Origin of the sequence: Acetobacterium paludosum, assembly GCF_008086595.1 — a bacterium.
In the GTDB taxonomy this organism is placed as follows: Bacteria; Bacillota; Clostridia; order Eubacteriales; family Eubacteriaceae; genus Acetobacterium; species Acetobacterium paludosum.
In genome coordinates this window covers 109,496-129,945 of the sequence record NZ_RXYA01000013.1, presented here as the reverse complement: position 1 = coordinate 129,945, position 20,450 = coordinate 109,496, and the positions used below count along the sequence as shown (strand labels likewise).

Here is a 20,450-nt window from a genome sequence, read left to right as displayed (position 1 = left end):
TTTATTTATAATTTAAAATATGGCCCATTTTTTCTTGTTTCGTTTTTAAATAAAATATATCCTGAGCTGAAGCATCCATTTGTATAGGAACGCGCTCAATCATTTCAAGACCGTAGTCTGACATTCCTTCAATTTTTTTAGGATTATTGGTTAAAAGTCTTAACTTTTTAACCCCCAGATCTCTTAAAATTTGTGCCCCAATATAATATTCCCGCATGTCTTCAGGAAATCCCAGAGCTATGTTGGCCTCGACCGTATCCATTCCCAAATCCTGTAAATGATAGGCTTTCAGCTTATTAATCAAACCAATACCGCGACCTTCCTGACGCATATACAATAATACGCCGCGGCCTTCTTTTTCAATGGCATTCATCGCTGCTGCAAATTGTTCTCCGCAATCACATCGAATGGAACCAAATGCGTCTCCGGTTAAACATTCTGAATGTACCCGGCATAAAACAGGCTTTCCGTCGGCGACATCCCCTTTTACAAGTGCCACATGATGCTCGTCATTTAACTTATTGATATAACCGTAAGCGATAAAGTTTCCATATTTTGTTGGCATTTTTGTATCCGTCACCTGCTCAACCAGCTTTTCATGCTGTTTTCGATAATTCTGCAGATCTTTAATCGTAATGAATTTCAATTGATGGGTTTCTGCCAAATCAATAAGCTCCGGCGTTCGCATCATCGTTCCGTCCACCCTCATGATCTCACAGCATAAACCGCATTCTTTTAACCCTGCCAATTTCATGAGATCAACCGTCGCTTCTGTATGTCCGTTGCGTTCCAACACGCCATTTTTTTTTGCCAGCAAAGGAAACATATGCCCCGGTCTGCGGAAGTCTTCCGGTTTTGCATCATCCGCTACACATTTGATCGCCGTTACAGAACGTTCTGCCGCTGAAATACCGGTCGTTGTCTCAATATGGTCAATGGATACGGTAAAAGCCGTGCCATGGTTATCGGTATTCTCAACCACCATTTGGGGGATACTTAATTTTTTAATTAATTTTTCACCCATGGGCATACAGATCAGTCCCTTTCCATAAACTGCCATAAAATTCACATTTTCAGTGGTTGCAAATTCTGCGGCGCAGATAAAGTCCCCTTCATTTTCCCTGTCGGGATCATCTGTTACAACGACTATTTTGCCATTTCTCAAATCTTCCAATGCTTCTTCAATCGTATTAAATTTAAACATTTTTACCCTCTCTTTTGATACTGATTTAAGCTTATTAAAAGCCTGACCTTGTTAGAAAATCCATGGTCAGTTTGCTAGATTTTTTTTCATCATTTGCGTTGGTATTTTCCAAAGAACCTGATCTTAAGAAATTCTCAATATATTTTCCAACCAGATCATTTTCCAAATTGACCAGATCTCCTTTTTTCTTTAAACCCAGAATCGTGTGTTTGACCGTATGGGGAATAATAGCAACCTGAAAAGCTTCATTATTTACCGTCGTCACCGTCAAACTGATTCCGTCGATGGCAATCGATCCTTTTTCAATGATGTAATGGCGTATTTTTTCAGAGGCGCTAATCTCAAACAGAATGGCATTATCATCTTTTTTGATCTGAATAATCTGCCCCGTTCCGTCAATATGTCCGGATACCAGATGCCCTCCAAACCGTCCATTCGCCGGCATGGCGCGTTCTAAATTGATCGGACTTCCCGACTTCAATTCCCCCAGATCGCTTCTTTTCAGAGTTTCACTCATCACATCGGCCATCCATTGATTGCTCTTCAGCCGGGACACGGTTAAACATACGCCATTAACCGCGACGCTATCTCCCAGCTTCAAATCATCCATGATCACATTTCCCTGAATCCATAATTGAGAGGACCGTGGTCCCTTGGTAACGGCTATTATTCCCCCCACTTCTTCAATAATTCCTGTAAACATATCATCACCTCTTGTAGTATTCGAGACAAATATCAACGCCTAGAATTTTTATTTTTCGATCTTTAAACTGAAAAGCCTCACTGGGATCTTCGATCCCCTGCCCTTCAACAGGACTGATCGCCGTGGCTCCACCAAATATTTTGGGGGCAATATAAACCTGCAACTTATCGACAATGCCGCTTTTCAAGGCACTGTAATTCAAGGTGCCTCCCCCTTCAAGCAGAATCCCATCTATTTTTTCCTGACCGAGTTGATGGACCAGATCATTTAGATTCAAATATTCATTTTTTGGGGAAACCGGCAAGAGCCGGCAACCTTTTTTTCTAAACTGGTCCATCTTTTTTTCATCTCTGGAACAGGTGCCAATATAAGTGGGAATTTCAGAAGCGCTTTCAACTATTTTTGCCGTTATCGGCGTTCTTAAATGGGTATCGCAAATTATGCGACTGGGATTTCTCCCGTCTTCAATCCGACAGGTCAGCAGGGGATCGTCTTTTATAACGGTGTTGACCCCGATCATGATGCCTTTGTATTCGTTTCTCAACTGATGTACCTGCACTCTGGCAAGCTCGCCGGTAATCCACTGGGATTTCCCGGAATAGGTAGCAATTTTACCATCCAGAGTCATGGCATATTTCATAACAACATAGGGCGTCCTGTTTTGAATATAGTGAAAAAAAACTTCATTAAGCTCCCGGCATTCTTCTTCTAAAACATCTGTAATCACGGTAATCCCGTTTTTTCTTAAAATCTCAATTCCCTTTCCCCCGACCAGCGGATTGGGATCCTTTGCTCCAACCACCACCCTGGCAATCTTGCTTTGCATAATGGCCTCGGTGCATGGCGGTGTTTTTCCCGTATGACAACAAGGCTCCAGATTGACATAGAGGGTTGCGCCTTCAGGGGACTGGGTACAGGAAACCAGGGCGTTTCTTTCAGCGTGGAGTCCCCCATATTTCTCATGATAACCACGTCCGATAATAAGGTCGTCCTTAACAATAACCGCTCCCACCAGGGGATTTGGATTTACTAGACCTCGTCCTTTTTTTGCCAGTATAATCGCCATCTGCATATATTTTTGATGATTTTCCACTTAATCCCTCCTCTCAAATAAATAAAAAAACACCTTGAATAGTTATTCAAGGCATCTGATAAAAGGTCTGTTTAATGCCGTTTAGAACTGCTCCCTTGAGATACAAAAAGCTCTGAAATGATTAACATTTCAGAGCTAAAAAACAAAGATAAGCATAAACATGCAAACACTTTATCATCTTCTTTCATCCAGACTTTAACTGTCGGCTTCGGAATTACACCGAATCATACCTTGCGGCTCGTGGGCTATACCACCGGTAGGGAAACAATCCCTGCCCTGAAGACAAACTATTTAATTGCTTTTGATTTTAACACCTAACTACCTGGTTGTCAATATGTGTTGCTTTTTTTAATTCTATAGTCACCGGCAAGGGCCTCCGGCTTTAAACAAATCATCGCTTCGCTCATGATGCACACACCCTCTGCACCTGTCTTTAAAACACTTTCAAGTTTGTCTTTTGTAATCCCGCCAATGGCAAAAACAGGTATTACAACCGCATCACAGACCGCTTGTAAAAAAGAAAGCCCCTTTGGGGGAACGCCTTCTTTACAAGCCGTAGGAAAAATATGCCCCGCCACTAAATAGGTAGCGCCTATTTTTTCAGCTTCTTGTGCCTCATTCACCGTGTGAATTGAAGCCCCGATATTTTTAAATTCTTTAAGCTTTTTTTTGTTTTTCCTTAAATTATCCATCGACAACTGAATGTTCTCATGCTTCATTTTGACAGCCACTTCAATGTTCTGATTGATAATCAACATTACCTGATGCCTCGTACAAATTTCATTTATTGCATTCGCCAATTTTTCATATTCTGCCAAATCCAGGTCTTTTTCTCTTAACACAATCGCCTGCGGTTTTCCGATTGCAATTTGCGTGATGCGACTTAGGAAATCATCTTTGCACAGTTTTTGATTGGTTACGCAAATAAGCATTTCTTAAACCCTGATGTAATCCGTGTAAACCGGCTGCAATCCCTTGCTGATAATCATATGATGTACTTCCGGGACACTTCTGGGATCGGATATCTCAAACTGTTCATCAGCCTTTTCTTCCAGCTTATGACCCCCAACTCCAACACTTACACCAGCCGAAATTTTTGTCGCCACCATGCCGATGACATGGTCCCGAAAGCCTGCTCTTTCCCGAGTTGAAATGGTAATGCCGGCGTATGGCATCAACAGCCGATAGGCCAGCATCACTTGTAACAACTGTTTTTCATGAACATCATTGGGATTATTATCCGCATTATTGATGAATGGTCTTAATCGCGGAGTGGAAAAAGCAATCTCTGCCTGAGGATATTTTTGCTGGATGAAAAAGGCATGCAAGCCTGTCGCATAGGCATCTTTTCTAAAATCATCCAATCCCAGCAGCGCCCCAAAAGCGACACCACGCATTCCGCCCAGCAAGGCGCGTTCCTGGGAATAAAACCGGTAGGGATAAATTCTTTTTGAACCGCTTAAATGAACCTGTTCATACTTATTGATATTGTAAGTTTCCTGATAAACCGAAACAAAATCTGCTCCGCATTTATGAAGATAGGCATATTCATCTGAATTTAGGGGGTATATTTCAATGCCGATGTTGGTAAAATAATTTGCCGCCAGCTTAATGGCTTCGCCGATATACTCGACCCCGGACTGATGACGGGATTCTCCCGTTAAAATCAGAAGTTCTTTTAAACCGGTTTCCGCAATGGCTTTAAGCTCTTCTTCCATTTCATCAAATGAAAGTTTGCCTCTGCGGATTTTATTTTTACAGTTAAACCCACAGTAGATGCAGTGATTTTCGCAGTAATTGGAAATATATAAAGGGGTAAACAGACAAATCCCATTGCCGAAATGTTTTCTTGTCTCTGGAACAGCTTTTCTTGCCATTTCTTCCAGATGCGGCAAGGCGGCAGGAGACAGGATCACCCCATAATCCTCCAACGTCAACACTTCTTTGATCAATACCTTTTTTACGTCTGTCTCTGTATATTGGTTGTAATCATAATTTCCTACCAATTTCAAAATACAATCCATCATCTCTGAATCAATGATTTCCATACCTTCACTATATTCCATCGGGTTTGTTTTTTTGATTGTCATCCTTAGTCCTCCAAAAATCCGGTTAACGGACTCGATGCTTCTGCCGTATGATTCAATACTCGGCCAAGCCCTGCAAGATAGGCATTTCTTCCCGCCTCGATGGCCTGTCCAAAGGCTTGTGCCATCTGAGCAACATTTTTTGCCGTTGCAATTGCCGTATTGCACATGACGGCATCCGCACCCATTTCCATGACCTCACAGGCTTGTGAGGGTCTGCCAATGCCTGCATCCACAATGATTGGCAGGTCTATTTCATCCACTAAAATCTGGATGAAATCTTTTGTACTTAAACCCTTGTTACTTCCAATCGGAGCGGCTAAAGGCATCACGGCGGCAGCACCGGCATCAACCAGAGATCTTGCCACATTTAAATCCGGATACATATAGGGCATGACAATAAATCCTTCTTTGGCAAGAATTTCTGTCGCTTTAATTGTCTCATAATTATCCGGCATCAAATACTTGGAATCACGGATGACTTCCACCTTCACAAAATCACCGCATTTCATTGCTCTGGCCAACCGGGCAATTCTTACCGCTTCTTCGGCATTTCTTGCCCCGGATGTGTTTGGCAGCAAGGTCACATTCTTCGGTATATGTTCGAGAATATTTTCTTCTCCGCCAATGTTGGCCCGACGCAGTGCCAGGGTTATGATTTCCGCTCCGCCATTTTCAACAACCGCTTTCATAATTTCTAATGAAAATTTACCGGATCCCAAAATAAACCGTGACTGAAAACCATGTCCACCGATTACTAATTGTTCATTCATTTTTTTTATCTCCCTATACTTCTTCTATTTTCAGCAGCAGCCGTAAAATCATATTTGCCTGATGTCCTGCACAAATTTGTACCCGTGGTGCCATCAAACCTCTTCCCACTTCGGCGCCGTTTTCCAAATCTCCACAAATATATAAATTTTTCATTACTTTGACTGTTCTTATTAAATTTCCGCTATCATATCCTGCCATTCCCGAAGCTGAAACAACCTTAATATCAGGCAATTCCGCTAAAGCAGTATTCACCAGCATGGATTTCATCTCTGGTTTATCAAAAGCTTCACAAATAACGTCATAACCGCTAAAAAGCTCTTTAACATTCTCTTCGGTTACTTTTATCTTTCGAACTACCACTTGAATAAAGGGATTAATCTCGGTTATTTGTTTTTTCAAGGCTTCGGTTTTCGGCATTCCTAAATGGCTGATATAGTAATTTTGCCGATTCAAATTACTTGGTTCCACCACATCAAAATCAACCAGTAAAAGTTGTCCCACGCCAATTCTGGCAAGCATAACCGCAATATTTGATCCCAGGCCACCTAGCCCGGCAATCGCAACTTTTCCTTTCTTTAATTTCTTATGTACATTTGGTGTATGTCTGGCCATCATCATACTTTCAAGCTCATCTCTTTTGGGGAGCACACCTTTTCTGATAATCGCTAAACTGTCCTTTTCTTTCACTTTACAGTTTTCTTCAATCTGAAATCCATTCAAAATAATAATATCCTGAAGATTTCCAATCTGTTCCCTTACTTCAAATGCCGTATTACAATTTAACTCTGTTTTTTTTCCATTAATTATTAACTCCATGTCTCAGCCGCCTCCCACAAATCTTACAATTTCAAGTCTGTCTTCGTTATTAAGTATTACCTCCTGATAGGTTGATTTAGGTAAAATTTCACCATTGCATTCTATTGCAATTTTTCTAATATCATATTGATTAATTTCTAAAAAATCCACCAGCTTTTGATTTTTACTTAAAGCTACTTCTTTGCCATTAACTCTCATTCTTTTCACTTCCTTTCAAAAAAACGCAATAAAAAAACACAAAACGAGAACGACACCCTTTCGGTGGTGTACCCCATTTTGTGTTCATATTTATCTGATCTGATTTTATATTATCCGGTCTTTAATGTCAAGAACCCATTGATTAATCTTTAAATTGTGTCTTTATGATATTTTTCATAAGCACGTTTTAACACATCTATTAGACTTTTTTCATCTTCTTGTATAGGCGTTATAAATCGCCATTTTACTTTTATCTTCTTCTATTTCTTCAATTTCTCTTTTAATAACTTCAAGTCTAACCATCAAAGAACTAATTTCCTCTTCATCAACCATTCTTTGAGCCACTTCCCTTTTGATCCCTAAAGCTAACAGTTGATCATCTTTTTCTTCATATTCTTTTCTTAATTTTTCAAGCGTAATATCATCATTATTCATCATTTTTTTTATCATTCGCTGTATCCGCATATCATCATATCTTTTTAATATTGTCTCCATTGAGTTCCTCTGCTTTCCTGAAATTCATGTTTTTTATCATTGCTTTCAGTTTATCACAGCTACTCATGCAATTACTTATGCTAAAATGGAAAAAATTTGTGCTATCTTCTAATTTCGGTTACAAAAGGTTTCAATAATCATCCCTATTTTATAAACTATAATACCATGTTTCTTTTTTCAATAACTCGGGCCGGAATTCCAACTGCAGTCGATTCATGCGTTGTATTGTGTAACACAACTGCATTCGCCCCTACTTTGGTTCCTGGCGCAATATAAATATTTCCTAATATTTTTGCTCCTGATCCGACGACAACACAATTACCCAGGGTTGGATGGCGTTTTCCTTTTTCTTTCCCGGTTCCTCCCAAGGTTACCCCCTGATAAAGGGTTACATTATCTCCAATGATCGTGGTTTCTCCAATAACAACACCCATACCATGATCAATAAACAAATTATCGCCTATTTCTGCTCCCGGATGAATTTCAATTCCTGTTTTTTTTCGAGCTTTTTGAGACAACCAGCGAGCAGCAAAAAAATGACCATTTTTATAAAGCTTATGTGCTTTTCTATAGGTTTTCAACGCTTTAATATGAGGATATAAAAAATAAACCTCTACCGCAGATCGCGCAGCTGGATCTTTACGCATCGTCACATCGATATCATTCATTACTGCTTTAAAACCTGAAAACATAATCTTTACTCCTTAATATCCAAGTATTCCACCTGGAATTACTACATTATAATTTTTTCACTATTTTTTGTCAATAGTTTTTACATCAATAACCTTTTTCTTTAATGTAATTCATGCTTAAATACTATATACTCAGGGTATAAACTTAAAAAAGTAATTCAATAAAATTGGAGCGTGTATTATGAAAGAAGAATTAAAAGAACTCATGAAAGCTAAAAAAGGCTTTATCTGCGATATGGATGGTGTTATATACCACGGCAACCGGCTTTTACCCGGTGTCATCGAATTTGTCAATTGGCTTTATGCCGAAGATAAAAACTTTCTCTTTTTAACCAATTCCAGCGAGCGTTCACCCATTGAATTAAAGGAAAAATTAAACCGGCTTGGCTTGGAAATTGATGAAAGTCATTTTTATACCAGCGCTTTAGCTACTGCAAAATTTTTAAAAGATCAATGTCCAGGCGGTTCTGCTTATGTCATCGGTGAACCAGGACTTCTGAATGCGCTTTATGATGCAGGAATCACCATGAACGATGTCAATCCTGATTATGTTATTGTCGGAGAAACACACAATTATAATTATGCCAGCATTTTACAGGCTGTTAAACTAATTCAAAAAGGTGCAAAACTTATTGGGACCAATCCCGATCTAACTGGTCCCACCGAAGAAGGTGTTATTCCGGCTTGCCGTGCTTTTGTTGCTCCGATTGAACTGGTTACCGGCAAAGAAGCCTATTATATTGGAAAACCCAATCCCTTAATGATGCGCACCGGCATCAAGCGTTTAGGGGTTCACAGCGAAGATACGGTCATTATTGGTGATCGTATGGATACCGACATCGTTGCGGGTATTGAATCCGGTCTGACAACTTTTTTGGTCCTCAGCGGCGTTTCAACTCATGAAACGGTAGATAATTTCCCCTACCGTCCTGATTATATTCTTACCGGAATCGATGAGATTGTCTCCGTACTGGAATTGAGATAAATGTTTTTTCCCAGTAAAAAGACTTTTAGGATAACCCATTTATTATGGCTTATACTAAAAGTCTCATTACTAAAATAAGATTCAAAACACGGTGAAGTCACCAGCCTATTGCTTTGATATAATGAATGATGCCTTCTTAAGCTGATGAACAACTATTAAAACTGGTTGTTCTATTTTTTTAAAATCTCGATCAATTGATCAATGGTACTTTGAAGGTTGATCCCAGTCAGAAATGCTCTTCCATTAATGATCGGCGCATCAATTTCACCTTCTAATTGACAGGTACAGACAATGGCATCAGGATGCAACTCTTGATATTTACTAAAGGTATCGACGGCTCTAGCTTGAACAGTCTTACATTCAATACCATTCTCCTGAGCAATCTGTTCAATTTTCCGGGCCACCACTGTGGATGTTGCCAAGGCTGTTCCACATGCAACTAAAACAAGTTTCATTTTTCTCTATCCCCCTCAAAATTTCAAAAATTTATTCCTCAATGATCTTTCTAAAACGTTTCATGTTTTTTTGTATTTCACCTTTAAAAAGACAGGAACCCGAAACAATCACATTCGCTCCAGCATCAACCACTTCTTTTAAATTATTAAAATTTATACCGCCATCAATTTCTAAATCAATGGCACGACTCCCAATCATTTTCCGACACTCTCTTATTTTTTGGGTACATCCAGAAAGATAACTTTGTCCTCCAAAACCAGGATAAACACACATAATAAGAACCATTTTGATTTGATCAAGATATGGTTCAAGCACTTTTAACGGCGTATCTGGAGACAACACTAATCCCGGTTTTACACCTTTTTTTACGATGGTATCAATACAAGCCTGAATATCTCCTTCAGATTCCACATGAACAGTAATAATATCCGCTCCGGCATCTGCAAATTGATTGATATACTTTAGTGGTTCACTAATCATAAGGTGAACATCAAAAGGTATCGAAATTTTTTTTCGAATCTGTGCTACCTGATCCGGTCCCATCGTAATATTCGGTACAAAATGACCGTCCATAATATCTACATGGAGAAAGTCAGCGCCACTCTTCTCAACTTCCTTTAAATCGCGTTCTAGATTGGCAAAATCTGCACTGAGCATGGATGGTGCTATTTTAATATTCATTAATCTTCACTTTCTTTTTAAATAATTACTAGATCAAAATACAAACTTAATAGACACATTCAAAATTTAAAATAAATCAATTAAGTTAAATTACTTTATAACTTTAGTTATGTACATCATTGGAATAGCGGTAGCCGGTATCTTGCATAATCGTATTAAACACTACAAAAAAGTATTAATTAGATTGTAAATGGTTTTCGGTTCTTTTGCATCTTTTATTTTATGTAAAACCTTTTCATTTTGAATAATGGTGACAATTGTCTGTAAAATGCCTAATTGTTTTTCAGGATCTTTAATCGCTAATAAAAACACAATTTGAACCGGAACGCTTTCTTTGGGATTACCCATTCCTGCGAAAACGATGGTATTTTTAAGCGTAACGATGGAAATACTTTCTCTCAATACATATTTTGCCTCGGTATGGGGTAAAGCTACCCCAATTTTAGTTGGCAGACCGGTTGGAAAGGTTCTTTCTCTTTCTATTGCTGCTTCAATAAAATCTTCGGTTATATAGCCCTGCCTTAACAGCGGTTTTGCTGCTAAGGCAATGGCATCAAATTGATCATTAACTAAACAATTAATTTGAATGAGATTTTCATGGATTAATGAGTCCATTATTCTTTTTCAGTGGTGTCAATGATTTCTATTTGATCTTCCTCATCATCATCCACTGAATCCTCCTTGTATACTTTAGAAATAGTCGCAATAGATTCATCAGACTTAAGTTTCATGAGTCGAACCCCCTGGGTATTCCGCCCAACTGCCGTAATATCATGTCCCTCCAGTTTAATAACGACGCCCTGATTATTGATCATCATAATTTCACCATCACGATCGATGACACAAAAACCAACCAATTCTCCGGTTTTTTTAGTTACCTTATAGGTTTGAACGCCTTTACCCCCACGTTTCTGTGGACGATATAAATCTGAAGCACTCAGTTTGCCATATCCATTTTCACTGACACAAAGAACATAGAGATCTTCTTTTACAATATCCATACCAACGACGACATCGTCATTTCTCAGATCGATCCCTTTTACACCAATGGATGTTCGACTAATGGCTCTAACTTCTTCAGAATTAAATCGAATAGCATGACCGCATTTGGTTCCCATTACAATTTCTTCATCCTGTTCGACCAATCGAACATTAATTAACTCATCGCCTTCTCTTAGATTAATGGAAATGATTCCATTTTTACGAGATGTATCATATTCGGTTAATCCTGTTTTTTTAATAATCCCCTGTTTTGTTGCCATAATGAGATATTTATCATCCGTAAATTCTTTTACCGGAATCATGGTGGCAATTTGTTCTCCTGCTTCCAAAGGAAGAAGATTAACGATGGCTGTTCCTCTTGCCGTTCTTCCGCCTTCTGGAATTTCAAAGGCTTTTAGACGATAGACTTTCCCTAAATTGGTAAAGAACATGAGATAGTGATGGGTGGTGGTTGTAAAAAGTTGTTCGACAAAGTCATTCTCACGGGTACTCAAAGCAGTGATTCCTTTTCCTCCGCGTTTTTGTGAACTATAATTATCAGCACTGATCCGTTTGACATACCCAATATGAGTCATCGTGATAACCACATCTTCTTCTTCGATGAGATCCTCAATATCAAAATCTTCCACATCAATATCAAAAGCAGTTCGACGTTTATCGGCGAATTTCTCTTTAATCTCCAGCATTTCTTCTCTGATGATACTTAAAACTAATTTTTCATTAGATAAAATTGATTTCAAATAGGCAATTGTTTTGAGTATTTCTTTTAATTCCTCTTCAATCTTTTCGCGTTCAAGACCGGTTAAACGTTGCAGACGCATATCCAAAATAGCTTGAGCTTGAATCTCCGACAAGGTGAATCGCTCAATCAATTGGACTTTTGCTATCTTACCATCTGCAGCCGCTCGAATTAACTTGATAACTTCATCAATATGATCCAACGCAATTTTTAAACCTTCTAAAATGTGCGCTCTTGCTTCCGCCTTTTTTAAATCAAAAATCGTTCGTCTCGTGATAACTGTTTTTTGATGTTCTAAATAATGGAATAACATTTCTTTCAGATTTAAAACCTTTGGCTCATTATTAACCAAGGCCAGCATAATAACCCCAAACGTTTCCTGGAGTTGGGTATGTTTGTAAAGCTGATTTAGAATAATGGTTTCATTGGCATCGCGTTTTAAATCAATGACAACATTTATACCTGTTTTTAAATCCGTCTCATCCCTTAAATCCGAAATTCCTTCAATTTTCTTTTCTTTAACCAATTCGGCTATTTTTTCAACCATTTTTGCTTTATTAACCATATATGGAATCTCGGAAATGATGATCTGTTTTTTACCTTTTTTGGTAGTCTCTATTCTTACTTTTCCACGTACTTTTATACGGCCCCTACCAGTCTGATAGGCGCTTTTGATTCCCGATTTCCCTAAAATAATACCGGCCGTTGGAAAATCTGGTCCTTTTATATGCTTCATCAGCTCATCAATGGTAATGTCCGGATTATCAATAAAAGCAACCGCTCCATCGATAACCTCGCCCATATTATGCGGTGGTATATTGGTGGCCATCCCAACTGCAATACCGGACGATCCGTTTACCAGTAAATTCGGAAATCTGGATGGCAGCACCGATGGTTCCTGTTCTGATTCATCAAAGTTTGGAACAAAATCAACGGTTTCTTTATTGATATCCCGAAGCATTTCAACGGTAATTTTTGCCATTTTAGCTTCCGTATAACGCATTGCAGCCGCACCATCCCCATCAATTGATCCAAAGTTACCCTGACCATTGACAAGGAGGTACCGGGTAGACCAATCCTGGGCTAAACGCACCATGGCATCGTAAACAGACGTATCGCCATGAGGATGGTATTTACCTAAAACATCCCCGACGATACGGGCTGATTTACGAAATGTCTTTTGCGGATCTAATCCCAACTCGCTCATGGCATAAATAATTCGGCGATGTACAGGCTTTAATCCATCTCTGACATCCGGTAAAGCACGTCCTATAATGACACTCATCGCATAGTCAATATAGCAAGTTTTCATTTCCTGTTCAAGATTAACCGATTTTACTCGATCAAATTCTACTATTTCTTGCATTTTATATTATTACTCCTTCTTTACTAGATGTCTAAATTCTTAACTTTTTTAGCGTTGCGTTCAATAAATTCTTTACGTGGCTGGACCTTGTCTCCCATTAGAATGGTGAAGACTTCATCCGCATAGGAAGCATCTTCAATATTAACTTGCAGCAGGGTCCGGGTAACGGGATCCATGGTCGTCTCCCAAAGCTGTTGAGCATCCATTTCCCCAAGACCTTTGTAGCGTTGCAGACTGATTCTGGAACGATCTTCGACTTCTGCTAATTTCTTTTCTAAATCTTTATCCGTATAGGCATAATCAACCTGTTTCCCCCGGGTTATTTTATAAAGGGGCGGTTGGGCAATGTATACATAGCCTTGTTCAATCAAACCTTTCATATAACGGAAAAAGAAGGTTAACAATAAAGTTCTGATGTGGGCCCCATCCACATCGGCATCTGTCATAATAACAATTTTATGATAACGGGCTTTTTCAACATTAAATTCATCACCAACGCCGGTTCCAAATGCAATAATCATGGATTTTAGTGAATCAGTGGTCAAAATACGATCCAAACGGGCTTTTTCAACATTTAATATTTTACCTCGAAGTGGTAAAATTGCCTGGGTTTTGGAATCTCTTCCGGTTTTTGCGGAGCCACCGGCTGAGTCCCCTTCCACGATATATATTTCGGATAAAGCTGGATCTTTTTCTCGGCAATCCGCTAATTTTCCCGGAAGTGCCGTTGAATCCAAGGCCGTTTTTCGACGGGTGAATTCTCTGGCTTTTTTTGCTGCTTCCCGGGCTCTTGCTGCTGAAAGTGTTTTTTCAATAATACTTTTAGCAATGCCCGGATTTTCTTCCATTAATGCCGTCAGTTGATCCCCGACAATGGTTTCTACGATCCCTTTGACTTCAGTATTTCCTAATTTTGTTTTAGTTTGTCCTTCAAATTGAGGATCAAGAAGCTTAATGCTTACAATCGCCGTCATGCCTTCGCGGGCATCTTCTCCAGTAAGATTTTTGTCATTTCCCTTTAGAAAACCATTTTTTCTGGCATAGGTATTAATGGTTCGCGTTAAAGCACTTTTAAATCCATTAAGATGCGTTCCACCTTCTGGCGTATTGATATTATTCGCATAGGAATAAATATTTTCCGAATAGCCGGTTGTATATTGAAATGCAATTTCTAATGCATAATCATCTTTTTCTTTTTCAAAATAGGTGATTTTATCATACAATGGATCTTTATTCCGGTTCATGTATTCAACGAAGGAATGAAGGCCACCGCTATAACAATAATTTTCTTTTCTTTTGGGTGATTCTTTTTCACTGATCAGATTAATGTTTATCCCTTTATTTAAAAAGGCAAGCTCTCTCATTCGATGTTCCAAGGTATCAAAATCATATTCTGTTTCATCAAAAATATCGCCATCCGGTTTAAAATAAACAGTGGTTCCGGTACGATTTGTTGTTCCCGTAACGATTAATTCATCAACAGGTTTTCCTTTTTCATAATGTTGAACAAATACCTGTCCTTTTTGTTTAACCTCAATGGTCAGCTTTTCGGACAAGGCATTAACGACTGAGACACCGACCCCATGAAGTCCTCCGGAAACCTTATAGCCGCCGCCGCCAAATTTACCTCCGGCATGAAGAACGGTGAGTGCTAATTCAACTCCGGTTTTTCCTTGAGCATGATTCATACCGGTGGGAATTCCTCGTCCATCATCGACAACGGTAATTGAATCATCTGGATGGATGGTTACCGTAATATTTTTACAGTAGCCGGCAAGCGCTTCATCGATACTATTATCTACAACTTCATAAACTAAATGATGTAATCCTCTTGACCCGGTGCTTCCGATATACATTCCCGGTCTTTTTTGAACAGCTTCTAATCCTTCCAGGACCTGTATCTGGTCCGCTGTATAGGTATCTAGGTTTTTTTCTGGCATGTATTTCCTCCTAATTTTCATGGTTTTCTGGTGTGAACGTTCTGGTCTTCCCCTGATGAATCTCAATAATATGCTTAGTTTTCTGTATTTCATCAGCACTTGTAAACAGATCTTCTGTACAGGTGATGAAGGCTTGGGTTTTATTTAAAAGCTTGATAATGCTCTTACGTCTGTTTTCGTCTAATTCGGAAAAAATATCATCCAGCAAAACCACTGGATACTCTCCGGTATTATCAAAGTATATCTCTATTTGCGATAATTTCAAGGAAATAGCAGCTGAACGTTGTTGCCCCTGGGATCCGTATCGTCTTGCATCTTTGCCATTGATTTGAATGATAATATCATCGACATGGGGTCCATATATCGTGGACCCCCTTAATATTTCTTCTTCCCGACTTGATTTCATTTTATTTTTGAAAATACTTTTTATTTCTTTCATATCTTCTAATGAGTCAATAATATTGTTTTGATAGTAAAGAGAAAGAATTTCTTTTTCTTGGCTTAGTATTTTGTGAAGAATATTTGCTTCTCGATTAAGCCGATGTAAATAACGAATCCGATGATTCATCAGTCGCGTTCCAACCTCAACAAGCTGTTCGTCCCAGACATCTAAAGTTGTTTCTAAACTGGGCTCATATCGAATATTTTTTAATAACATATTTCTTTGATTTAATATTTTTTCATAATCTCTCAGTAGATAATGATATTCGGGTCTAAATCCGGATATCTCCTGATTCAGAAATCGTCTTCTTTTATCAGGTCCTTCCTTGACTATTTTTAAATCATCCGGCTCAAATAAAATGGTATTAAAAATTCCATTAATTTTATCTCTTTTTCTTACTTTTCCATCCAGTAAAAATTGCCGCTTTCCCAAATGACTTTTGGCGGTAAGCGTATGTTTTACTCCCTCACTGACGACACGTGCACTCATAAAAAAATCATCATGATCCCATTGGGCAAGTTCTGCCACATTTGACGCACGATGACTGTAACCACGGGATAAAAAAAACATTGCTTCAATAAGATTTGTTTTTCCTTGTGCATTTTCACCCATGATGACATTGATACCTTCTTGGGTTTTGATGCATTCATTTTCATAGTTACGATAATTTATTAATTTTATTTCTTCAATAAACATGTGTTATCGATCCCTTTGACTTCTAAGGTATCATAATCCTCAATTTCAACAAGATCGCCAGATCTTATTTTTTTATTTCTTTGGGTACACAACTCCCCATTAACACGGACTAATCCATCAAGAATCATGAACTTCACATCACTGCCGTTTCCAACAATTCCGGCATATTTAATGAGTTGATCAATTTTTATGTACTCTGTGTTAATTTCAATTATTTGCATATTATTCCCCGTTCATTATGTTTTTGGTAAAAATTAAAGATTATTACTTTAATCCCCTTTATTTGTGCCAAAATTGATTAAATTATTGCATCACTATCTTTAGACCTAACTATTATAACATAAAATTAAAAAATAGTCTTTAAAATCAGATGTCGTTCATTAAATTCTGATTTCATAGACTATTTTTATAAATTTAATTTTCTTCAGCAATTCGAACCGGTAATATTAAATAAATGAATTCATTTCCTTCTACCGGAAGAATAACTCCCGGACCAACAGAAGTGGTCATATGAATCATTAACTCTTCATCTTCAATCACCCGCAATGCTTCAATTAAAAATTTTGAATTAAATGCGATCTTTAAAGATTCTCCAATATTTTCAATTGGGATAATCTCAAAAACATTCCCAATTTCTGCATTGGAAGTTAAAATCAGTTGATCCTGATTAAAATCCATTTTTATTAAATTGTTTTTACCTTCTCTGGCTAATAGTGCCGCACGTTCGCTGCTTTCTAAAAGCAAACGTCGATTGATCTTTACCTGAGTTGTTTTTTCCACTGGAATAATTTGTTTATAATTAATAAAATCTCCTTCCAGGAGTCTGGAAGTAAACTGGGTATTTTCCATTTCAAAAAATATTTGATTTTTTGAGAATTTCACAATCACATCCCCAGTATAATTTGTTAAAACCTTATTAATTTCAGATAATGATTTAGCAGGAATAATAACACTCAGATCTTCGCCAACAGCATTTTTTATTTTTCCAAAACGCAGTGCCAGACGATAACCATCTAAAGCAATTAGATTGATATTATCTTCATGCAACTCTATTTTTACACCAGTCAGAACAGGAATATTCTCATTTGTGGCAACTGAAAATAAAGTTCCTTTTATTAATTCTTTTAAAACAGTAGCATCTATTGAAAAAATATGATCTTCTATAACTTCGGGAAAAGCAGGAAATTCATCAGCTGATAATCCCTTTAAGGTAAAGTTTGATAAAAGACATTCAATTTTTATTTGATGATGATCATCACTTTCAAAGAAAACATCAGATCCTGATAATTTACGAATAAGTTCACCAATGATTGATGAAGACAGAACAATATCACCTTCAGTGTCAACCTCAGCAGGAATATTAACTTCAACACCAATTTCTAAATCAGTGCTTCTTAATAATAAATTATTATTAGCTACACTAAAAAGTATTCCTTCAAGTATAGGAAGTGTTGTTTTTGAAGAAACAGCTTTTTGAGCAATTGCTAAAGCACCCATTAAACTTTCTTTTGAACAATTGAATTTCATAAAAATACCTCCTTTGTAATTTGTTTAAAACCCCTTTTATATATAATAATATATATTTATATAGTAGTAATAGTAGTAGGGGGTGTTGATAGTGTGGATAACCCCTCAAAGTCATTGCTTATATCAAAAAATCAAAAAAGCTAAGGGGGATAAGCTGTGGATAACCCGTTTGATAAAAAGGCAAAAATGTGATTTGTTAATTTCCATTAATTTCTCGTTGAATACGTAAGATCAAATTTTTAAAATCTGTATTAGTAGCCATATCTTCAGTTATTTTTTGACAAGCATGAATAACGGTTGAGTGATCTCTTCCACCAAATTCTTCACCAATGCGCGGAAGTGAAAGATCGGTGATATCACGGGTAATATACATAGCAACCTGACGGGGAAGAGAAATAGAACGCGTTCTCTTTTTAGAATTCATATCTTCAACGGTTATATTAAAGTATTTTGCGGTTACTTCCTTAATATATTCACTGGTAATAACAATATCTTCTTTTTTTCTAAAAATATCTTTTAAGGCATTTTTTGCAGATTCAATATTGATTGGAGCTTTATGAAGTTTTGAATAAGCGAAAACAGTCGTTAAAGCACCTTCAAGCTCTCGGATATTCGAATGAATACTATCGGCAATGAAACTTAAAACTTCATTAGGAATTTCATCACTGAAAGATTCTGCTTTTTTTCGAATGATGGCAATCCGCGTTTCAAAATTGGGCGCGTAGATATCGGTAATCAAGCCACTTTCAAAACGTGAACGTAAACGTTCTTCGAGGGTTGGTATTTCTTTTGGCGGACGATCGCTGCTGATAACAATCTGTTTGTTTTCCTGCTGAAGGGTGTTAAAGGTATGAAAGAATTCTTCCTGTGTTCCTTCTTTTTTCGCTAAAAATTGAATATCATCAATTAAAAGAATATCGGCATTACGATATTTATTTCTAAAAGCAATATTTGTTTTATTTTGGATGGCATCGATAAAATCATTTGTAAATTTTTCACAGGAAACATAAACAACTTTTTTGTTAGGTGCATAAGATAAAATATAATGTCCAATCGCTTGCATGAGATGTGTTTTTCCTAAACCAACACCACCATAAATGAATAGCGGATTGTATCTTTCCGAAGGCGCTTCTGAAACAGCAACACAGGCAGCATGGGCAAAACGGTTGTTTTCACCGATGACAAAACTATCAAATGTATATTTGGGATTCATTGAATTATTTTGGTGTGAAGAAATATTATCATCAACAAATGAGTTTGATGTATCAGGCTGAGTGTTTTCCGGAGAAATCATGGCATCTTCTTCTTTTAAGACAATTTTAACGGTTCCGGGTTTTCCGGTGACCTCTGCTAAAGCATTGGTAATCAATGGAATATGGCGGCTTTCCAATATTCCTTTTTCAAATTCATTCTCAGATAAAAAATAATAGGTGTTGTTTACATAATTTATGGGTTTGATTTTCAAAAACCAGGTATTGAAACTTGTCGGACTAATATCAGGTTTGATCAGTTCAAGCGCAGAATCCCATATTTTTTTAAACGAAGTGTCCATGAAATGAACCTCCAATTTCTTAAAAATTTAAAGTCGTATTGTTGTGGATAAGGTCTTTTTTTATGCACAGGAAGTCTATTTTAATGTGAATAGATAAAAAAATCAAGTAAAAGTTAAGAATAATTGTGGATAATTTAAAAAAGTTATCCCAATAAAAAAAGACGAGAATACAAGAATATTTATAAAATATGAACAAGTTATCCCCATTTCGTCCACAAAAACGCGATAATTGTGGACAAAATGATAAAGTTTATAAACTTATCCACAGAATGTTGGTAACACTAGTATAACAAATTGTTTAAGAGCATACAATACAATTAAAATAAACATAAAGATTAATAAAAGTTTTGAATAGTACAATAATAAAACTTGACAGAGAATGGGCAAAACTATATAATTTTAGGGTAAAAGTCTTGTTAGCTTGGAAACAAATAAATATAAAGATTAAGTCAGGGGGTGTCGAAGTGAAAAGAACTTATCAACCAAAAGTTAGACAACGAAAAAAAGAACATGGGTTTAGAAAAAGAATGTTTACAAAAAGTGGTCGACTTATTTTAAAAAAGAGAAGACGAAAAGGAAGAGAAAAATTATCAGCATAGTTCTTTGTAGACCGTTTTTCAAAAACGGTCTTTTGTTTAATAAAAATTAAGGAGAATTCCTTTGGTGAAAATAAGTTCCCTAAAAAAAGAAAATGAATTTAAATCTGTTTTTCAAAAGGGGGATGTGTTTGGAAACAAAGCTTTTGTTATTTATTATTTAAAAAACGATTATAAAGAGAATCGTTTGGGAATAATTGTAAGTAAAAAGGTCTCCAAACGAGCTGTAGTGCGAAATAAAATAAAAAGAAGAACTAAAGAAGCATATCGTCACAATGAAGATTCTTTTTCAAAAGGTTATGATATTATTTTGATTGCTAAGGAATCCATTAAACTGGTGCCGTTTAGTAGCTTAGAAAAATCATTAATACATTTGTTTTATAAGAAAAATCTCATGAGGCCATAA

22 protein-coding genes and 1 riboswitch are annotated in these 20,450 nt (G+C 37.2%); of the genes, 3 read left to right on the top strand and 19 right to left on the bottom strand.

All coding sequences use genetic code 11. The annotated features are described in order from the left end of the window. Position 1: 1 nt before the first annotated feature. The 10 genes from FZC41_RS13600 to epsC all read right to left on the bottom strand — a co-directional run bounded on the left by FZC41_RS13600 (position 2) and on the right by epsC (position 8,062). A complete protein-coding gene (locus FZC41_RS13600; RefSeq protein WP_148567978.1) occupies positions 2-1,204 on the bottom strand; it encodes a bifunctional 3,4-dihydroxy-2-butanone-4-phosphate synthase/GTP cyclohydrolase II in 1,203 nt (400 codons plus the stop codon). A 34-nt stretch (positions 1,205-1,238) separates the two neighbouring features. Next, on the bottom strand, positions 1,239-1,907 hold the full coding sequence (locus tag FZC41_RS13595) for a riboflavin synthase (RefSeq protein WP_148567977.1): 669 nt from the start codon (positions 1,905-1,907) through the stop codon (positions 1,239-1,241). Between the two features lie 4 nt (positions 1,908-1,911). Next, positions 1,912-3,000 (bottom strand): bifunctional diaminohydroxyphosphoribosylaminopyrimidine deaminase/5-amino-6-(5-phosphoribosylamino)uracil reductase RibD, encoded by a 1,089-nt coding sequence (gene ribD, locus FZC41_RS13590; protein WP_148567976.1) that lies wholly within the window; start codon positions 2,998-3,000, stop codon positions 1,912-1,914. 172 nt (positions 3,001-3,172) lie between these two features. After that, a riboswitch (FMN riboswitch) is annotated at positions 3,173-3,288 on the bottom strand. 41 nt (positions 3,289-3,329) lie between these two features. Then, on the bottom strand, positions 3,330-3,932 hold the full coding sequence (locus tag FZC41_RS13585) for a thiamine phosphate synthase (protein ID WP_148567975.1): 603 nt from the start codon (positions 3,930-3,932) through the stop codon (positions 3,330-3,332). A gap of 3 nt (positions 3,933-3,935) precedes the next feature. After that, positions 3,936-5,090, bottom strand: coding sequence for a 2-iminoacetate synthase ThiH (thiH, locus tag FZC41_RS13580; protein WP_170253992.1), 1,155 nt, complete (start codon positions 5,088-5,090; stop codon positions 3,936-3,938). A 2-nt stretch (positions 5,091-5,092) separates the two neighbouring features. Next, complete coding sequence (locus FZC41_RS13575; protein ID WP_148567974.1) at positions 5,093-5,860, bottom strand: thiazole synthase; 768 nt, start codon at positions 5,858-5,860, stop codon at positions 5,093-5,095. 13 nt (positions 5,861-5,873) lie between these two features. Next, complete coding sequence (gene thiF / locus FZC41_RS13570) at positions 5,874-6,677, bottom strand: sulfur carrier protein ThiS adenylyltransferase ThiF (protein WP_148567973.1); 804 nt, start codon at positions 6,675-6,677, stop codon at positions 5,874-5,876. 3 nt (positions 6,678-6,680) lie between these two features. Continuing rightward, on the bottom strand, positions 6,681-6,875 hold the full coding sequence (gene thiS, locus FZC41_RS13565) for a sulfur carrier protein ThiS (RefSeq protein ID WP_148567972.1): 195 nt from the start codon (positions 6,873-6,875) through the stop codon (positions 6,681-6,683). A 210-nt stretch (positions 6,876-7,085) separates the two neighbouring features. Further along, the gene (locus FZC41_RS13560) at positions 7,086-7,370 is read right to left on the bottom strand and encodes a hypothetical protein (RefSeq protein ID WP_148567971.1); all 285 of its coding nucleotides are present in this window, start codon (positions 7,368-7,370) and stop codon (positions 7,086-7,088) included. A 155-nt stretch (positions 7,371-7,525) separates the two neighbouring features. Then, on the bottom strand, positions 7,526-8,062 hold the full coding sequence (gene epsC, locus FZC41_RS13555) for a serine O-acetyltransferase EpsC (protein WP_148567970.1): 537 nt from the start codon (positions 8,060-8,062) through the stop codon (positions 7,526-7,528). A 181-nt stretch (positions 8,063-8,243) separates the two neighbouring features. Between epsC and FZC41_RS13550 the strand changes: the two genes are divergently transcribed. Continuing rightward, the gene (locus FZC41_RS13550; protein WP_148567969.1) at positions 8,244-9,047 is read left to right on the top strand and encodes an HAD-IIA family hydrolase; all 804 of its coding nucleotides are present in this window, start codon (positions 8,244-8,246) and stop codon (positions 9,045-9,047) included. A gap of 170 nt (positions 9,048-9,217) precedes the next feature. On the opposite strand, the gene FZC41_RS13545 is transcribed toward FZC41_RS13550, so the two are convergent. From FZC41_RS13545 to dnaA, 9 genes are all read right to left on the bottom strand, one after another. Then, the gene (locus tag FZC41_RS13545) at positions 9,218-9,502 is read right to left on the bottom strand and encodes a PTS sugar transporter subunit IIB (RefSeq protein WP_148567968.1); all 285 of its coding nucleotides are present in this window, start codon (positions 9,500-9,502) and stop codon (positions 9,218-9,220) included. A gap of 31 nt (positions 9,503-9,533) precedes the next feature. Continuing rightward, positions 9,534-10,184, bottom strand: a complete 651-nt coding sequence (gene rpe, locus FZC41_RS13540) for a ribulose-phosphate 3-epimerase (RefSeq protein ID WP_148567967.1) — start codon at positions 10,182-10,184, stop codon at positions 9,534-9,536. Positions 10,185-10,346: 162 nt separating this feature from the next. Beyond that, positions 10,347-10,799 (bottom strand): PTS sugar transporter subunit IIA, encoded by a 453-nt coding sequence (locus FZC41_RS13535; protein ID WP_148567966.1) that lies wholly within the window; start codon positions 10,797-10,799, stop codon positions 10,347-10,349. Then, a complete protein-coding gene (gene gyrA / locus FZC41_RS13530; RefSeq protein WP_148567965.1) occupies positions 10,799-13,291 on the bottom strand; it encodes a DNA gyrase subunit A in 2,493 nt (830 codons plus the stop codon). The genes FZC41_RS13535 and gyrA overlap by 1 nt, the downstream gene beginning before the upstream one ends. A 23-nt stretch (positions 13,292-13,314) precedes the next feature. Next, positions 13,315-15,231, bottom strand: a complete 1,917-nt coding sequence (gene gyrB, locus FZC41_RS13525) for a DNA topoisomerase (ATP-hydrolyzing) subunit B (RefSeq protein ID WP_148567964.1) — start codon at positions 15,229-15,231, stop codon at positions 13,315-13,317. A gap of 10 nt (positions 15,232-15,241) precedes the next feature. Further along, positions 15,242-16,369, bottom strand: a complete 1,128-nt coding sequence (recF, locus tag FZC41_RS13520; protein ID WP_148567963.1) for a DNA replication/repair protein RecF — start codon at positions 16,367-16,369, stop codon at positions 15,242-15,244. Next, positions 16,351-16,590 carry an RNA-binding S4 domain-containing protein gene (locus FZC41_RS13515; RefSeq protein WP_148567962.1) on the bottom strand — a complete coding sequence of 80 codons (240 nt, stop codon included), beginning with the start codon at positions 16,588-16,590 and terminating at the stop codon, positions 16,351-16,353. The genes recF and FZC41_RS13515 overlap by 19 nt, the downstream gene beginning before the upstream one ends. Positions 16,591-16,783: 193 nt before the next feature. Then, entirely contained in the window at positions 16,784-17,896 is a 1,113-nt protein-coding gene (gene dnaN, locus FZC41_RS13510; protein ID WP_148567961.1) for a DNA polymerase III subunit beta, read from the bottom strand. 196 nt (positions 17,897-18,092) lie between these two features. Next, on the bottom strand, positions 18,093-19,448 hold the full coding sequence (gene dnaA, locus FZC41_RS13505; protein ID WP_148567960.1) for a chromosomal replication initiator protein DnaA: 1,356 nt from the start codon (positions 19,446-19,448) through the stop codon (positions 18,093-18,095). A gap of 464 nt (positions 19,449-19,912) precedes the next feature. On the opposite strand from dnaA, the gene rpmH reads away from it, so the two are divergent. Beyond that, positions 19,913-20,047: a 50S ribosomal protein L34 gene (gene rpmH / locus FZC41_RS13500; RefSeq protein ID WP_148567959.1), complete on the top strand. Its 135-nt coding sequence runs from the start codon at positions 19,913-19,915 to the stop codon at positions 20,045-20,047. A 64-nt stretch (positions 20,048-20,111) separates the two neighbouring features. Further along, complete coding sequence (gene rnpA / locus FZC41_RS13495) at positions 20,112-20,450, top strand: ribonuclease P protein component (protein ID WP_148567958.1); 339 nt, start codon at positions 20,112-20,114, stop codon at positions 20,448-20,450.

Coding starts and splice junctions, on each gene's coding strand:
- thiH (WP_170253992.1), bottom strand. CDS start 5,090: ATGACAATCAAAAAAACAAACCCGATGGAATATAGTGAAGGTATGGAA.
- FZC41_RS13585 (WP_148567975.1), bottom strand. CDS start 3,932: ATGCTTATTTGCGTAACCAATCAAAAACTGTGCAAAGATGATTTCCTA.
- dnaN (WP_148567961.1), bottom strand. CDS start 17,896: ATGAAATTCAATTGTTCAAAAGAAAGTTTAATGGGTGCTTTAGCAATT.
- FZC41_RS13550 (WP_148567969.1), top strand. CDS start 8,244: ATGAAAGAAGAATTAAAAGAACTCATGAAAGCTAAAAAAGGCTTTATC.
- FZC41_RS13600 (WP_148567978.1), bottom strand. CDS start 1,204: ATGTTTAAATTTAATACGATTGAAGAAGCATTGGAAGATTTGAGAAAT.
- gyrA (WP_148567965.1), bottom strand. CDS start 13,291: ATGCAAGAAATAGTAGAATTTGATCGAGTAAAATCGGTTAATCTTGAA.
- gyrB (WP_148567964.1), bottom strand. CDS start 15,231: ATGCCAGAAAAAAACCTAGATACCTATACAGCGGACCAGATACAGGTC.
- dnaA (WP_148567960.1), bottom strand. CDS start 19,448: ATGGACACTTCGTTTAAAAAAATATGGGATTCTGCGCTTGAACTGATC.
- FZC41_RS13560 (WP_148567971.1), bottom strand. CDS start 7,370: ATGGAGACAATATTAAAAAGATATGATGATATGCGGATACAGCGAATG.
- thiF (WP_148567973.1), bottom strand. CDS start 6,677: ATGGAGTTAATAATTAATGGAAAAAAAACAGAGTTAAATTGTAATACG.
- epsC (WP_148567970.1), bottom strand. CDS start 8,062: ATGTTTTCAGGTTTTAAAGCAGTAATGAATGATATCGATGTGACGATG.
- FZC41_RS13595 (WP_148567977.1), bottom strand. CDS start 1,907: ATGTTTACAGGAATTATTGAAGAAGTGGGGGGAATAATAGCCGTTACC.
- FZC41_RS13575 (WP_148567974.1), bottom strand. CDS start 5,860: ATGAATGAACAATTAGTAATCGGTGGACATGGTTTTCAGTCACGGTTT.
- FZC41_RS13545 (WP_148567968.1), bottom strand. CDS start 9,502: ATGAAACTTGTTTTAGTTGCATGTGGAACAGCCTTGGCAACATCCACA.
- thiS (WP_148567972.1), bottom strand. CDS start 6,875: ATGAGAGTTAATGGCAAAGAAGTAGCTTTAAGTAAAAATCAAAAGCTG.
- rpe (WP_148567967.1), bottom strand. CDS start 10,184: ATGAATATTAAAATAGCACCATCCATGCTCAGTGCAGATTTTGCCAAT.
- recF (WP_148567963.1), bottom strand. CDS start 16,369: ATGTTTATTGAAGAAATAAAATTAATAAATTATCGTAACTATGAAAAT.
- FZC41_RS13535 (WP_148567966.1), bottom strand. CDS start 10,799: ATGGACTCATTAATCCATGAAAATCTCATTCAAATTAATTGTTTAGTT.
- FZC41_RS13515 (WP_148567962.1), bottom strand. CDS start 16,590: ATGCAAATAATTGAAATTAACACAGAGTACATAAAAATTGATCAACTC.